At 71.8% G+C, this 14,021-nt stretch carries 15 protein-coding genes; 2 read left to right on the top strand and 13 right to left on the bottom strand.

The window, feature by feature from the left end; translation table 11 throughout:
- Positions 1–259: 259 nt before the first annotated feature.
- The 11 genes from ACYVDA_RS17070 to pgsA form a co-directional block, all read right to left on the bottom strand.
- Complete coding sequence (locus ACYVDA_RS17070) at positions 260–805, bottom strand: adenine phosphoribosyltransferase (protein ID WP_460819648.1); 546 nt, start codon at positions 803–805, stop codon at positions 260–262.
- Between the two features lie 43 nt (positions 806–848).
- Positions 849–2,093, bottom strand: a complete 1,245-nt coding sequence (gene secF, locus ACYVDA_RS17075; RefSeq protein WP_460819649.1) for a protein translocase subunit SecF — start codon at positions 2,091–2,093, stop codon at positions 849–851.
- An 8-nt stretch (positions 2,094–2,101) separates the two neighbouring features.
- On the bottom strand, positions 2,102–3,880 hold the full coding sequence (gene secD / locus ACYVDA_RS17080; protein WP_460819650.1) for a protein translocase subunit SecD: 1,779 nt from the start codon (positions 3,878–3,880) through the stop codon (positions 2,102–2,104).
- A 10-nt stretch (positions 3,881–3,890) separates the two neighbouring features.
- A complete protein-coding gene (gene yajC, locus ACYVDA_RS17085) occupies positions 3,891–4,280 on the bottom strand; it encodes a preprotein translocase subunit YajC (protein ID WP_460819651.1) in 390 nt (129 codons plus the stop codon).
- A 152-nt stretch (positions 4,281–4,432) separates the two neighbouring features.
- Positions 4,433–5,515 carry a Holliday junction branch migration DNA helicase RuvB gene (gene ruvB, locus ACYVDA_RS17090; protein WP_460819652.1) on the bottom strand — a complete coding sequence of 361 codons (1,083 nt, stop codon included), beginning with the start codon at positions 5,513–5,515 and terminating at the stop codon, positions 4,433–4,435.
- A gap of 9 nt (positions 5,516–5,524) precedes the next feature.
- Entirely contained in the window at positions 5,525–6,139 is a 615-nt protein-coding gene (gene ruvA / locus ACYVDA_RS17095) for a Holliday junction branch migration protein RuvA (RefSeq protein WP_460819654.1), read from the bottom strand.
- Positions 6,136–6,696 carry a crossover junction endodeoxyribonuclease RuvC gene (gene ruvC / locus ACYVDA_RS17100; protein ID WP_460819837.1) on the bottom strand — a complete coding sequence of 187 codons (561 nt, stop codon included), beginning with the start codon at positions 6,694–6,696 and terminating at the stop codon, positions 6,136–6,138. The genes ruvA and ruvC overlap by 4 nt, the downstream gene beginning before the upstream one ends.
- 117 nt (positions 6,697–6,813) lie before the next feature.
- Positions 6,814–7,578, bottom strand: coding sequence for a YebC/PmpR family DNA-binding transcriptional regulator (locus ACYVDA_RS17105; RefSeq protein ID WP_460819655.1), 765 nt, complete (start codon positions 7,576–7,578; stop codon positions 6,814–6,816).
- Between the two features lies 1 nt (position 7,579).
- The gene (gene pdxT / locus ACYVDA_RS17110; RefSeq protein ID WP_460819838.1) at positions 7,580–8,230 is read right to left on the bottom strand and encodes a pyridoxal 5'-phosphate synthase glutaminase subunit PdxT; all 651 of its coding nucleotides are present in this window, start codon (positions 8,228–8,230) and stop codon (positions 7,580–7,582) included.
- A gap of 253 nt (positions 8,231–8,483) precedes the next feature.
- Entirely contained in the window at positions 8,484–9,401 is a 918-nt protein-coding gene (gene pdxS / locus ACYVDA_RS17115) for a pyridoxal 5'-phosphate synthase lyase subunit PdxS (RefSeq protein WP_460819656.1), read from the bottom strand.
- A gap of 43 nt (positions 9,402–9,444) precedes the next feature.
- Entirely contained in the window at positions 9,445–10,077 is a 633-nt protein-coding gene (pgsA, locus tag ACYVDA_RS17120; protein ID WP_460819657.1) for a phosphatidylinositol phosphate synthase, read from the bottom strand.
- Between the two features lie 111 nt (positions 10,078–10,188).
- Here pgsA and ACYVDA_RS17125 point away from each other — a divergent pair, with 111 nt between their 5' ends.
- Together ACYVDA_RS17125 and ACYVDA_RS17130 are read left to right on the top strand one after the other, a co-directional pair.
- Positions 10,189–10,326 (top strand): hypothetical protein, encoded by a 138-nt coding sequence (locus ACYVDA_RS17125; protein WP_460819658.1) that lies wholly within the window; start codon positions 10,189–10,191, stop codon positions 10,324–10,326.
- Positions 10,323–11,471, top strand: a complete 1,149-nt coding sequence (locus tag ACYVDA_RS17130; protein WP_460819659.1) for a N(5)-(carboxyethyl)ornithine synthase — start codon at positions 10,323–10,325, stop codon at positions 11,469–11,471. Before ACYVDA_RS17125 ends, ACYVDA_RS17130 begins: the two co-directional genes overlap by 4 nt.
- 4 nt (positions 11,472–11,475) lie before the next feature.
- Here ACYVDA_RS17130 and ACYVDA_RS17135 read toward each other — a convergent pair whose 3' ends face one another.
- Positions 11,476–12,018, bottom strand: coding sequence for an HIT family protein (locus ACYVDA_RS17135; protein WP_460819660.1), 543 nt, complete (start codon positions 12,016–12,018; stop codon positions 11,476–11,478).
- The gene (gene thrS / locus ACYVDA_RS17140) at positions 12,015–14,009 is read right to left on the bottom strand and encodes a threonine--tRNA ligase (RefSeq protein WP_460819661.1); all 1,995 of its coding nucleotides are present in this window, start codon (positions 14,007–14,009) and stop codon (positions 12,015–12,017) included. The genes ACYVDA_RS17135 and thrS overlap by 4 nt, the downstream gene beginning before the upstream one ends.
- Positions 14,010–14,021: the final 12 nt, after the last annotated feature.

Genomic DNA, 14,021 nt, shown 5'->3' on the forward strand with positions numbered 1-14,021 from the left:
GCCGGTCGGGTTGGTGCCCGCGGCGGCAGCATCGAGCTCGGCGCGACGGGCAGCGGCCTGGCGGGGAGCGTCGGCACGCGTGCGGGCGTCACCGGTGGTGACGCCGTCGGCCTGCTGCTCACGGGCGGGAGGCGTCGTGGCTGCGGGCTCGGAGAGCGCGTCCGTCACGAGGTGGTCCTCGGCCACGGCCACTCCCCTCCACGCATCGGCACTTCAGCAGAGTCTAGGCGGACCCGGGAAGGCCCCGTGACCGACCGCCTCAGACGGTGTGCAGGACGGTCAGCGGCAGGTCGCCGACCGTCTCGCGACCGGGCAGGAAGCTGAGCTCCATCAGCACCCCGAGCCCGTGCACCACCCCGCCACCCTGCTCCACGAGCTGGACGGTGGCGCGCGCGGTGCCACCGGTGGCCAGCACGTCGTCGATGACGAGCACGCGGTCGCCCTCGTCGAGCGCGTCGACGTGCATCTCGAGGGTCTCCTGGCCGTACTCCAGCTCGTAGGCGACGGCCCGGGTCTCCCAGGGCAGCTTGCCGGGCTTGCGCACGGGCACGAAGCCGACGCCGAGGTGGAGGGCGACCGGGGCGGCCAGGATGAACCCGCGCGCCTCCATGCCGACGACCTTGTCGACCACGACGTTGCCCTGCTCGTCACGACCGGCGGCGGCGAGCGCCTCGACGACGGCGGTGAACGTGCTGTGGTCGTCGAGCAGCGGGGTGATGTCCTTGAAGGTCACCCCCGCCTTGGGGAAGTCCTGCACGTCGCGCACGAGGGAGTCGATGCGCTCGCTGAGCGGGGCCTGGGTCACGGGTGCCTCTCGGGGCCGGTCGTTCGGGGCGGGTGGTGGTCGGTCACTTGCCGCGCTTGGAGCGCGGCTGCCGGCTGGGCTGGGTGCGTCGCGACGACCCGCCCTCGCGCAGGGGTGCCTTGGCGTCGGGGACGGTGCGTCCCGAGCCGGACGCCTCGGGACGGCGGGCGGGGGCCCGCACCGGGGAGGCCGCGGCACGGTCCTCGTCGCGCACCTCGAGCGTGTCCTCGTCGTCCTCGAGCTCGGCGGGGCGGTCGCTGACCGGCATGCCGTCGTGGAACGTCGGCACCTCGGCGTAACGGTCGACGTCGCGACGCTGGCGGGCGCGGGCCCGCGCGTCGGAGGCGGTGATGTCCTTCTCGCTCGACTTCAGCTGCACCGCGAGCGGCGTGGCGATGAAGATCGAGGAGTAGGCACCGGCGGCCATGCCGACGAACAGCGACAGGGCGAGGTCCTTCAGGGCGCCGGAGCCGAGGGTGGCCACGCCGACGTAGAGGATCGCCGCCACCGGCAGCAGCGCGACGATCGAGGTGTTGATCGAGCGCACCAGCGTCTGGTTGATCGCGAGGTTGGCCTGCTCGGCGTACGTCCTGCGGCTGCCCTTGGTCGACCGGGTGTTCTCCTTGACCTTGTCGAAGACCACGACCGTGTCGTAGAGCGAGAAGCCGAGGATGGTCAGCAGGCCGGTGACCGTCGCCGGCGTGACCTCGAAGCCCGAGAGCGCGTAGACGCCGACGGTGATCACGATGTCGTGGGCCAGCGCCACGATCGCCGCGACCGACATCTTCCACTCGCGGAAGTAGGCCCAGATGAAGAGCACCACCAGGACCAGGAAGACGCCGAGGCCGGTCAGGGCCCGGTTGGCGACCTGGGAGCCCCAGCTCGCGCCGACGTCGGAGGCCGAGATCGCCTGGTCGGCGTTGACGCCGGTGGCCTTGGCGATGGCCGTGGTCACGGTCTGCGCGTCGGTGTTGCTCAGCTGCTCGGTCTGGACGCGGATCGACTGGCCCGAGGTGTTCACCGTCGGCGACTTGGCCTGCTCGATGCCGGTGTCGGCCACCGCGGTGCGGATCTTGTCGACGTTGCCCTGGGTGACCTGGTTGGCCGGGAGGCTGACGGTGTACTCGACGCCGCCCTTGAACTCGATGCCGAAGTTGAGGCCCTTGGTGCTCAGGCCGATGATCGCCAGCAGCACGATCACGCCCGAGATGGCGTACCAGAGCCACTTGCGACCGACGAAGTCGATCGAGACGTCACCCTCGTAGAGGCTGTTGCCCAGCCTGCTCATGCGTCCCATCAGACCCGCCCTCCTGCCAGACGCGTGTCGCGTCCGGTGTTGAGGCTGTCCACGCCCAGCGTCTCGCTGGACAGGCCGGACAGCCGGTGGCCGCTGTTGAAGAACGTACGCCGGGCCAGCAGCGTCATCGTCGGCTTGGTGAAGAAGAAGAAGACCGCGACGTCGATGACCGTGCTGACGCCGAGCGCGAAGGCGAAGCCGCGCACCACGCCGATGGCGAAGATGTAGAGCACCACCGCGGCCAGCAGCGAGATCGTGTCGGCCGCCAGGCAGGTGTTCCGCGCCTTGGCCCACCCGGTCTCCACGGCGACCCGCATCGAGCGGCCCGCTCGCATGTCGTCACGGATGCGTTCGAAGTAGACGATGAAGGAGTCCGCGGTGATGCCGACCGCGACGATCAGACCTGCGATCCCGGGCAGCGTCAGGGTGAACCCGGCCGCCGTGGCCAGCACCAGGACGACGGCGTACGTCACCGCCCCGGCCACGACCAGCGAGGCGATCACGACCAGCCCGAGCCCGCGGTAGTAGATCAGGCAGTAGAGCATCACGATGCCCAGGCCGATGGCCCCGGCCAGGATGCCGGCCGAGAGCTGGTTGCCGGCCAGCGAGGGCCCGATCGTCTCGGTGGTGGAGTCGAACTTCAGGGGCAGCGCGCCGAACTTCAGCGAGTTGGCCAGCGAGCTGGCCTCGCTCTCGCTGAAGGAGCCGCTGATCTCGGCGTTGCCGTCGAGGATCGGCTGGTTGAAGCCGGCGTAGGAGATGACCTGGCCGTCGAGGACGATCGCGAACGTGCCGCCGTTGGCGTTCAGGGTCCGGGAGATGGTGCCGAAGGTGTCGACCGCCTTGCCCTTCAGGCTCAGGTTGACCACGAACCCGCCGCCGGTCTGCGGGGTGCCGTAGGACGCGGTCTTGAGCGAGGTGCCCTCGATGACCGCCTTGGACAGCAGGAACTTCAGGCCCTTGGAGTCGCAGGTGACCAGGGGCTGGCTCGGGTCGTCCTTGACCTGCTTGGCCGCGTTCTTGCCCGTGGGGCACTGGTAGGCCTGCAGCTTTCGCAGCCAGGTCTCGCCGGGGTTCTGCGCCCAGGCGATGGGGTCGTCGATGCTGGCGCCCTTGGCGGTCAGCTGGGGCGTCTGCTGCTGGGTGGTCGCGCCGGTCGGGGCGGCCGTGGGCGCGGCGGAGGCCGTGCTCGACGCGGCCGCGGACGGGCTGGGCGTGGAGCTGGCCCGCGCGAACGGGGCCGGGCGCGGGTTGCCCGAGGCCGACTTGGACGGGCTCACCTTGTCCGGCGTGGCGGAGGAGGACGCGCCCGGGCTGGCGCTGCCGCTGGGGCTGGCGCTGCTGCTGGGGCTGGCGCTGCCGCTGGGTGAGGGGCTCGCGCTCTGGGACGTGGCCGGGGTGCCCGGCTGCGGCGACCCGACCGAGGCCAGGCGGAACCGCAGCTGGGCGGTGCGCTTGACCTGGTCGACCAGGTTGGAGGCGTTCCTGCCCGGGATCTCGACGACGATGTTGCGGTCGCCCTGGGTCGTGACCTCTGCCTCGGTGACGCCGGTGCCGTTCACGCGGGCGTCGACGATGCTCGCGGCCTCCTTGAGCTTGGCCTGCGTGACGGCCCCGCCCTGGGCGGTCGCCGACAACGTGATCCGGGTGCCGCCCTCGAGGTCGAGGCCCAGGCGGGGCGTGAAGCTCCCGCCGAGCGCGGCGAGGCCGTAGAGCACGATGATGACCAGACCCAGGATGGCCAGGGTGCGACCGGGTCGGAGCTGCTTCTTCGCCACGCGGGCTCTCCTAGTCCTGGCCGGGGCGCGGGCCCCGGTCGTCGATCTCGCCGGTCGTGCCGGTCGCGTCGTGGGGCTCGTCCCCCGGGAGGTGGTCGGCAGGGCTCTGGGCGGGGCTCTCGGTGGGGCGCTCGTCGGGCAGGTCCTCCACCCGGCGTACGACGACCTGGCGGGCGACGGTGAGCACCACGCCCGGGGCCACCTCGACCTGTACCCGGGTGTCGGTCAGCGACCGGACGGTGCCGAAGATGCCGGCCGAGAGCACGACCTCGTCCCCGACCGCCAGCTCCGCCTGCAGGGTCTGCACCTTGCGCTGCTGGTTGCGGGCCGGACGCATGACCACGGCCCAGAACAGCACGAGCGCGGCCAGGATCACGAGCAGCTGCGCGGCGGCAGGCACGAGTTCACCAACTCCAAGGGAAGGGGGATCAGGTCAGGGCGCTCGGGTCGCGGGACGACCTCGAGGTCGAGGAGCCCGGCGTCCCGCCGCGGTCGGACCGGTCGCAGGGACCGGCTCAGCGCCGACAAGGGAGTGTAACCGCCCCCACCCGCTCAGCCGGACTCCGTGCCGAACAGCGTGTCACCCGAGCCTTGACCTGCAGGAACGGCGAGTCCGAGGTGGCTCCACGCGGCCGCCGTCGCCACCCGGCCCCGTGGGGTCCGGGCCAGCAGACCCAGCCGAACCAGGAACGGCTCGGCGACCTCCTCGACGGTCTCGCGCTCCTCCCCCACGGCCACGGCCAGGGTCGAGGCACCGACGGGGCCACCGCCGAAGCGACGGACCAGGGCGTCCAGGACGGCTCGGTCGAGCCGGTCCAGCCCCGAGGCGTCGACCTCGAAGAGGTCCAGCGCCGCGCGGGCCACCTCGCGCGTGACCACCCCGTCGGCGCGGACCTGGGCGTAGTCGCGCACGCGACGCAGGAGGCGGTTGGCGATGCGGGGGGTCCCCCGCGACCGCATGGAGATCTCCTTGGACCCGTCGCTGCGCAGCTCGACGTCCAGCAGCCCGGCCGAGCGCCGCACGATCCGGTCGAGGTCCTCGGGCTCGTAGAACTCGAGGTGGGCGGTGAACCCGAAGCGGTCGCGCAACGGGCTGGGGAGCAGCCCGGCCCGGGTCGTCGCCCCCACGAGGGTGAAGGGCGGGATCTCCAGGGGGATGGCGGTGGCACCGGGACCCTTGCCGATGATCACGTCGACCCGGAAGTCCTCCATGGCCATGTAGAGCATCTCCTCGGCCGGGCGCGACATCCGGTGGATCTCGTCCACGAACAGGACGTCGCCCTCGTTGAGTCCCGAGAGGATCGCGGCGAGGTCGCCGGCGTGGGTGATCGCGGGGCCGCTGGTCAGGCGCAGCGGGGCGCTCATCTCGGCGGCCACGATCATGGCCAGGGTCGTCTTGCCCAGGCCGGGAGGCCCGCTGAGCAGCACGTGGTCCGGCACCCGCTCGCGCGCCCGCGCCGCCTCGAGCAGCAGGCCGAGCTGCTCGCGCACCCGCTCCTGGCCGACCACCTCGTCCAGGGTGCGCGGCCGCAGCGCGGCCTCGACCACGCGCTCGTCGCCGTCGGCGTCGGCCGCCGTCAGCGCCCGCCCGGAGACGTACGCCGCCTCGGCCGCCTCGAGCTGGGACTCGTCCATGGGCACCGGCTAGGCCTTGCTCAGGGCGCGCAGCGCGCTGCGGAGCAGGACGGCGACGTCGGGGACGCCCATCATCTCGGCCTCGGGCTGGACCTCCGCGACGGCCCGGTCGGCCTCCTTGGCGCTCCACCCCAGCCCGACCAGCCCGGTCTGCACCTGGGCCTGCCAGTCGACGGTGCCGAGGCGGGCAGCACCCGCGGCAGCGGTGCCCGGTGCGAGACCCGGGGCGCCGATCCGGTCGCGCAGCTCCAGGATGATCCGCTGGGCGCCCTTCACCCCGATGCCGGGCACGGCGGTGAGGGTCTTGACGTCGTCGGCGGCCACGGCCCGTCGGAGGGTCTCGGGCCGGTGCACGGCCAGCATCGCCTGGGCGAGCTTGGGGCCGACGCCGCTGGCCGTCTGCACGAGCTCGAACATCTGCTTCTCGTCGTCGTCGACGAACCCGAACAGGGTGAGCGAGTCCTCCCGCACGACCATGCTGGTGGGGAGGACCACCTCGTGCCCGAGCCGGAGCCCGGCGAGGGTGTCGGGCGTGCACTGGAGGTCGAGACCGACCCCGCCGACCTCGAGGACGGCCGAGGTGGGGCCGACGGCCGCGACGCGGCCCCGGACGAAGGCGATCACCGGACGGTCCTCCTGCTGGTCGGGGCGGGGGTGCGGCGCGAGGCGGCCAGGGCCTTGCGCTGGGCGGCGGCGGCCTCCTCCAGGCGTTGGGAGGCTCCCCCGCGCCAGACGTGGCAGATCGCCAGGGCGAGCGAGTCGGCGGCGTCGGCGGGCTTGGGCACGGCGTCCAGGCGGAGCAGCCGGGCCACCATGGTCCCGACCTGCGCCTTGTCGGCCCGGCCGTTGCCGGTCACGGCCGCCTTGACCTCGCTGGGGGTGTGCAACGCGACCGGGAGGCCACGTCGTGCGGCCACCAGCATGGCCACGCCGCTGGCCTGGGCGGTGCCCATCACCGTGCTGACGTCGCTGCGGCTGAAGACCCGCTCGACGGCGACGGCGTCGGGACGGGTGCGGTCGAGGAACTCCTCGAGGCCGACCTCGAGCAGTCGCAGCCGGTCGGAGACGTGCAGGTCGGTGGGGGTCCGCACCACGCCCACGTCGACCAGCGACAGCGGCCGCCCCAGGGAGCCCTCGACGACGCCGACGCCGCACCGGGTCAGCCCGGGGTCGATCCCCAGCACGCGCATCGACTCAGCTCCCTGTCGTCCGAACACCTGTTCGCACCACGCTAGGCGAGCCGCCTCCCGGGGCCGGCCGCGACACTCCGGCAGCCGGCCGCGGGCTGACGCGCGGGATCAGGCCTCGAGGGACTCCATCACGTCGTCGGAGACGTCGAAGTTGGCGTAGACGTTCTGCACGTCGTCGAGGTCCTCGAGCGCCTCCACGAGCCGGAACACCTTGCCGGCGCCCTCGGAGTCCAGCTCGACCTGCATCGAGGGGACGAACGACGCGTCGGCGGAGTCGTAGTCGACCCCGGCCTCCTGGAGCGCGGAGCGCACGGCCACCAGGTCGGTGGGCTCGCTGACGACCTCGAAGGAGTCGCCGAGGTCGTTGACGTCCTCGGCGCCGGCCTCGAGGGTCGCCTCGAGCACGTCGTCCTCGCCGACCTGCTTGCCGTCCTGCTCGACGGGCACCACCACGACGCCCTTGCGGTGGAAGAGGTAGGAGACCGAGCCCGGGTCGGCCAGCGAGCCGCCGTTGCGGGTCATCGCCGTGCGGACCTCCATCGCGGCGCGGTTCTTGTTGTCGGTCAGGCACTCGATCAGGAACGCGACGCCGTTCGGGCCGTAGCCCTCGTACATGATCGTGGAGTACTCCGCGCCGCCGGCCTCGGCGCCGGACCCGCGCTTGACCGCGCGGTCGATGTTGTCGTTGGGGACCGAGGACTTCTTGGCCTTCTGGATGGCGTCGAAGAGCGTCGGGTTGCCCGAGACGTCACCGCCGCCCATCCGGGCGGCGACCTCGATGTTCTTGATCAGCTTGGCGAACATCTTGCCGCGACGGGCGTCGATGACCGCCTTCTTGTGCTTGGTGGTCGCCCACTTGGAGTGGCCTGACATGTCAGCGCCTTCCTTCCTGCGTCGTCGTCGTCGGCTCGGCCTCCCCGGGCTGCGGGGCCGACCCCGCTCCCGCCAGGCTCGACACCACGAGGTCGTGGAAGAGCCGGTGGACCCGGGTGTCCTCCCCCACCTCGGGGTGGAAGGAGGTCGCCATCAGCGGTCCCTGACGGACCGCGACGATCCTACCCGCGGCCTCTCCCGTCGGCACCCGCGCGAGGACCTCCACCCCGGGGCCGACCGACTCCACCCAGGGGGCGCGGATGAAGACCGCGTGCACCGGGTCGCCGAGACCGGTCATCTCGACCTCCCCCTCGAAGGAGTCGACCTGGCGGCCGAAGGCGTTGCGCCGCACCGTGACGTCCAGCCCCCCGAGCGTGACCTGGCCCTCCTCGCCGTCGAGCACGCGGTCGGCCAGCAGGATCATGCCGGCGCAGGTCCCGAGCACCGGCATCCCGGCCGCGACCCGGCTGCGGACGGGTTCGAGCAGCCCGAACACCCGGAGCAGGCGGGCCATGGTCGTGGACTCCCCACCGGGCAGGACGAGGGCGTCGCAGGCCGCGAGCTCCTCGGGACGGCGTACGCCGAGGCAGGGCACCCCCAGCGCCCGCAGGGCCCGGAGGTGCTCCCGCACGTCCCCCTGGAGGGCGAGCACCCCGATCGTGGGACCGGCGGGGTCGACGTGGGGCGGGACCGCGAGGTCGGGGGTGTCGGCGGGGTCGGTGGGGTCGGTGGGGTCGTGGAGCGGGGCGGGCACCGGCACACCCTAGGGGGCGGACGGGCCGGGCCCCGGTGTGGTGCCTCCCCCGCGGCGGCACCACACCGGGGCCCGGTGGGTCGGCCGCCTCAGGCGGCCACGTCCATGATGTCCGAGAAACCGACAAACATGACGAATTGGATTAAATGGACTACCAGCCACGCTCGGCGAGGCGGTGCGGCTGCGGGATGTCCTCGACGTTGATGCCGACCATGGCCTCGCCCAGGCCGCGCGAGACCTTGGCGACGACGTCGGGGTCGTCGTGGAAGGTGGTGGCCTTGACGATCGCCTCCGCGCGCTGCTGGGGGTTGCCGGACTTGAAGATGCCCGAGCCGACGAAGACGCCCTCGGCGCCCAGCTGCATCATCATCGCGGCGTCCGCCGGGGTGGCGATGCCGCCGGCGGTGAACAGCACGACGGGGAGCTTGCCGTTGCGCGCGACCTCCACGACGAGGTCGTAGGGCGCCTGCAGCTCCTTGGCCGCCACGTAGAGCTCGTCGGGCGAGAGCGCGGCCAGGCGCCGGATCTCGCCGCGGATCGTGCGCATGTGGGTCACGGCGTTGGAGACGTCACCGGTGCCGGCCTCGCCCTTGGAGCGGATCATGGCCGCGCCCTCGGTGATCCGGCGCAGCGCCTCGCCCAGGTTGGTCGCCCCGCAGACGAACGGCGCCTGGAAGGCCCACTTGTCGATGTGGTTCGCGTAGTCGGCCGGGGTGAGCACCTCGGACTCGTCGATGTAGTCGACCCCGAGGCTCTGCAGCACCTGGGCCTCGGCGAAGTGACCGATGCGGGCCTTGGCCATCACCGGGATCGAGACGGTGGCGATGATGCTGTCGATCATGTCGGGGTCGCTCATCCGGGAGACGCCGCCCTGGGCGCGGATGTCGGCCGGGACCCGCTCGAGGGCCATCACCGCGACGGCGCCGGCCTCCTCGGCGATCTTGGCCTGCTCGGCGGTGACCACGTCCATGATCACGCCGCCCTTGAGCATCTCGGCCATGCCGCGCTTGACGCGGGAGGTGCCGGTCTCGGGGGAGGTCTGGGGGATCGAGGAAGGGATGTCAGCCATGGCTGGATCTTACGTCCGGAGCCCCCGGCTCCCCCACCCGGGATCAGGCGCCCGGGAGCGGCCCACCGCTGCCGGCCAGCGCCTGCTTGCGGACCTTCAGCACGCGCAGCAGCACCGTCTGGGTGTTGGCCAGCGCGAGCACCCACAGCGCGACGTAGATCAGCACCGGCAGACCGAGCAGGCCCGCCAGTCCGGTCGCGACCAGGATCAGCACCAGCCGGTCGGCCCGCTCGGCCAGACCGCCACGGGCGTCGAGGCCGAGCGACTCGGCCTTGGCGCGGGCGTACGACGTGACCGCCCCCATCACCAGGCAGTAGAGGCTCAGGCACAGGTAGAGGTAGTGGTCCCCGGGACCGGCGAAGTAGAGCACCAGCCCGCCGAAGATCGCGCCGTCGCCGATGCGGTCCAGGGTGGAGTCGAAGAACGCGCCGAACACCGAGGAGCGCCCCGAGGCCCGGGCCATCGCCCCGTCGACCAGGTCGCTGAACACGAACGCGGTGATCACCAGCACCCCGACGAGCAGGTGGCCGCCGGGGAAGAAGATCAGCGCTCCGGCGGACACCCCGAGGGTGCCCACCAGGGTCACCGCGTCCGGGCTGATGCCCAGCCGCAGGAACAGCCGCACGATCGGCGCCAGCACGACGCCCTGCCAGAAGGTCTTGAAACGGTCCAACATCAGGGTCAGGAGGCTACCGCCCGGCGAGGTCCACCTCGACCTCGCCCGACGGAGGAGGGCGTACGGTCGCAGCACGGAGCCATCCAGGCGATCCGATTCGAAGGACCCCCCATGAGCGACAAGTCGCCACGGCAGAGCATGACCAAGAAGACCGGCAAGTCCATCAAGGAGAAGCGCGCCGACAAGCGGGGGGCTGCGGAGCAGACGAGCCTCGTGGCCAAGGAAGACGCCAAGGGCAAGAAGAGGTGACCCCGGCGCCCCTCACGGTGGGCGTCATCGGGTCCTCGGGCAAGGAGAACGAGCACCGTCTCCCCCTGCACCCCGAGCACCTCTCCCGGATCCCGGTCGAGCTGCGGTCGCGGATCACCCTCGAGCACGGCTACGGCGCGCGCTTCCGGCGCTCCGACGCCGAGCTCGCGGCGTACGTCGGCGGGTTCGCCTCCCGCAAGGAGATCGTCGCGACCGCCGACGTCGTGGTGCTGCCCAAGCCGCAGCTCGAGGACGTCGCGGCCATGCACGCCGGTCAGGTCCTCTGGGGCTGGCCGCACCTCGTGCAGGGTCGGGAGATGACCCAGCTGGCCATCGACCGCGGCCTGACGATGATCGCGTTCGAGTCGATGAACCACTGGACCGTCGACGGGTCGGTGGGTCTGCACGTCTTCCACAAGAACAACGAGCTGGCGGGCTACTGCTCGGTGCTGCACGCCCTGGAGCTCACCGGCACGACCGGTGACTACGGGCGACGGCTCAGCGCCGTGGTGATCGGCTTCGGTGCCACGGCCCGGGGCGCGGTGACCGCCCTGAACGCCCACGGCGTGCACGAGGTGGCGGTGCTGACCAACCGCGGTGTCGCGGCCGTCGGCTCGCCGATCCACTCGGTGCGGATCCGGCAGTTCGACCACGACCCGGAGGCGCCGTACCTCAGCCACGTGATCACCGAGCGGGGGCGGGTGCCGTTGGCGTCCTACCTCGCCGAGAACGACATCGTCGTGAACTGCACGCTGCAGGACACCGCGGCGCCGCTGACCTTCCTGACGGTGGCCGACCTCGAGGAGTTCCGCCGCGGGAGCCTGGTGGTGGACGTCTCCTGCGACGAGGGCATGGGGTTCGAGTGGGCGCGCCCCACCGGCTTCGAGGACCCGATGTTCACCGTGGCCGACCGGGTCGACTACTACGCGGTCGACCACAGCCCGTCCTACCTGTGGAGCTCCGCGACCTGGGAGAACAGCGAGGCGCTGCTGCCGTTCCTGCCCGTGGTGATGGCGGGCGCGCCGGCCTGGGAGGCCGACGAGACCGTGCGCCGCGCGATCGAGGTGCAGGACGGCGTCGTGCGCAACGGGGCGATCCTGGCCTTCCAGGGACGCCTGGACGTGCCGCCCCACCGGGTGGCCTGAGGGCTCAGCCGGTCGGTCGGTCCCAGGCCTCGGCGAGCAGCTCGCGGGTGTCGCCGAGGAGCTGGGGCAGCGTCTTGGTGGCACCCACGACGGTGATGAAGTTGGCGTCTCCGGACCAGCGCGGGACCACGTGCTGGTGGAGGTGGTCCGAGAGCGACCCGCCCGCGACGCCGCCGAGGTTGAGGCCGACGTTGAAGGCGTGCGGTCCGCTCACGCGCCGGAGCACGCGGACGGCCTGCTGCGTCATCGCGGTGAGCTCGTGGGCCTCGGCGTCGTCGAGGTCCTCGAGGTCGGCCACGTGCCGCAGCGGCAGCACCATCAGGTGCCCGGGGTTGTAGGGGTGCAGGTTCAGCACCGCGAAGCACCGCTCCCCCGTGGCCACGACCAGGCTCTCCTCGCGCGGCAGGTGCTCCATCGCGCAGAACGGGCAGCCGTCGTCGGCGGGGCGGGCCGGGGCGACGTACGCCATCCGGTGGGGGGTCCAGAGCCGGTCGAAGCCCTCGAACCCCTCACGCGTCGACCCCGCCGGGTCCTGGGTGCCGCTCACACCTGCACCCGGGACGCCACCGCCTCCGCCACGCGCGCGATCGCCTCCTCCACGGGGACGCCGTTGTCCTGGCGACCGTCGCGGTAGCGGAAGCTCACCGCGCCGGCCTCGACGTCGTCGTCGCCGGCGATCACCATGAACGGCACCTTCTGGAGCTGGGCGTTGCGGATCTTCTTCTGCATCCGGTCGTCGGAGTGGTCGACCTCGACCCGGATGCCCTGCGCCTTCATCCGTCGCGCGATGTCGGCCAGGTAGTCGTGGTGGCGTTCCGCGATCGGGATGCCCTGCACCTGGACCGGCGCCAGCCAGGGCGGGAACGCCCCGGCGTAGTGCTCGACCAGGACGCCCATGAAGCGCTCGATCGACCCGAACTTGGCGGAGTGGATCATCACCGGCTGCTGGCGCGAGCCGTCGGCCGCGACGTACTGCAGGTCGAAGCGGGGGGCCGAGGGCATGTTGAAGTCGTACTGGATGGTCGACATCTGCCAGGTGCGCCCGATGGCGTCGCGCGCCTGCACCGACACCTTGGGGCCGTAGTACGCCGCGCCGCCCGGGTCGGGGACCAGGTCGAGACCGGTCTCCACGCAGACGTCCTCCAGGACCTTGGTCGCCACCGCCCACTCCTCGTCGGAGCCGATGAACTTGTCGGGCTTGGAGTCGTCGCGCGTCGAGAGCTCGAGGTAGAAGTCGTCGAGGCCGAAGTCGCGCAGGAGGCTGAGCACGAAGTCGAGCAGGTGCCTGATCTCGTCGGGGGCCTGCTCGGGGGTGACGTAGGAGTGCGAGTCGTCCTGGGCGAAGCCGCGCACGCGGGTCAGGCCGTGGATGACGCCGGACTTCTCGTTGCGGTAGACGTGCCCGAACTCGAACAGGCGCAGCGGCAGCTCGCGGTAGGAGCGCTGGCGCGAGCGGAAGATGAGGTTGTGCATCGGGCAGTTCATCGCCTTGAGGCGGTAGTCCATGCCGTCGACGTCGAGGGCCGGGAACATCCCCTCGCCGTAGTAGGGCAGGTGCCCGGAGGTGTAGTAGAGCCCCTCCTTGGCGATGTGGGGGGTGCCGACGTACTCGAAGCCCTCCTCGATGTGGCGCCGACGGACGTAGTCCTCCATCTCGCGCTTGATCACGCCGCCCTTGGGGTGGAAGACCGGCAGGCCCGACCCGATCTCGTCGGGGAAGCTGAACAGGTCGAGGTCGCGCCCCAGCTTGCGGTGGTCGCGCCGCTCGGCCTCCTCGAGGCGGTGCAGGTGCTCCTCCAGGGCCTCCTTGGACTCCCAGGCGGTGCCGTAGATGCGCTGGAGCTGCTTGTTCTTCTCGTCCCCGCGCCAGTACGCCGCCGCCGACCGCATCAGCTTGAAGGCCGGGATCCGCTTGGTGGTGGGCAGGTGCGGCCCGCGACACAGGTCCTTCCAGGCCACCTCGCCGCGACGGTCGACGTTGTCGTAGATGGTCAGCTCGCCGGCCCCGACCTCGGCGCCGGCGCCCTCGGCCGCGTCCGCTGCCGAGCCCTTGAGGCCGATGAGCTCGAGCTTGTAGGGCTCCTGCGCCAGCTCGGCACGGGCGTCGTCGTCGGAGATCGGGCGACGCTCGAATCGCTGGTTGTCCTTGACGATCTTGCGCATCCGGGTCTCGATCTTGACGAGGTCCTCGGGCACGAACGGCGTCTCGACGTCGAAGTCGTAGTAGAAGCCGTCCTTGATCGGCGGGCCGATCCCCAGCTTCGCGGCCGGGAAGAGGTCCTGCACGGCCTGGGCCATCACGTGGGCGGTGGAGTGGCGCAGGATGTCGCGACCGTCGGCGCTGTCGAGCAGGACGCCCTCGACCTCCTCGCCGTCGGCCAGCTCGGTCGCGAGGTCACGCAGCGTGCCCCCCACGCGGGCGGCGACGACCTCGGGCTCGTCGCGGAACAGCTCCCAGGCCTTGGTGCCCGCCGTCAGCGTCCGCTCCTCGCGCGCGTCGGCGCCGGGACGGACGAGGGTGACCTGGATGTCGGGCACGGGGCAGCTCCT

The organism is Nocardioides korecus, from assembly GCF_054778395.1.

Excerpts from the sequence above, each read along its gene's own strand:
- secF (WP_460819649.1), bottom strand. The coding sequence starts at position 2,093 with ATGAGCAGGCTGGGCAACAGCCTCTACGAGGGTGACGTCTCGATCGAC.
- ACYVDA_RS17105 (WP_460819655.1), bottom strand. The coding sequence starts at position 7,578 with ATGTCAGGCCACTCCAAGTGGGCGACCACCAAGCACAAGAAGGCGGTC.
- pgsA (WP_460819657.1), bottom strand. The coding sequence starts at position 10,077 with ATGTTGGACCGTTTCAAGACCTTCTGGCAGGGCGTCGTGCTGGCGCCG.
- pdxS (WP_460819656.1), bottom strand. The coding sequence starts at position 9,401 with ATGGCTGACATCCCTTCCTCGATCCCCCAGACCTCCCCCGAGACCGGC.
- ACYVDA_RS17125 (WP_460819658.1), top strand. The coding sequence starts at position 10,189 with ATGAGCGACAAGTCGCCACGGCAGAGCATGACCAAGAAGACCGGCAAG.
- ruvB (WP_460819652.1), bottom strand. The coding sequence starts at position 5,515 with ATGGACGAGTCCCAGCTCGAGGCGGCCGAGGCGGCGTACGTCTCCGGG.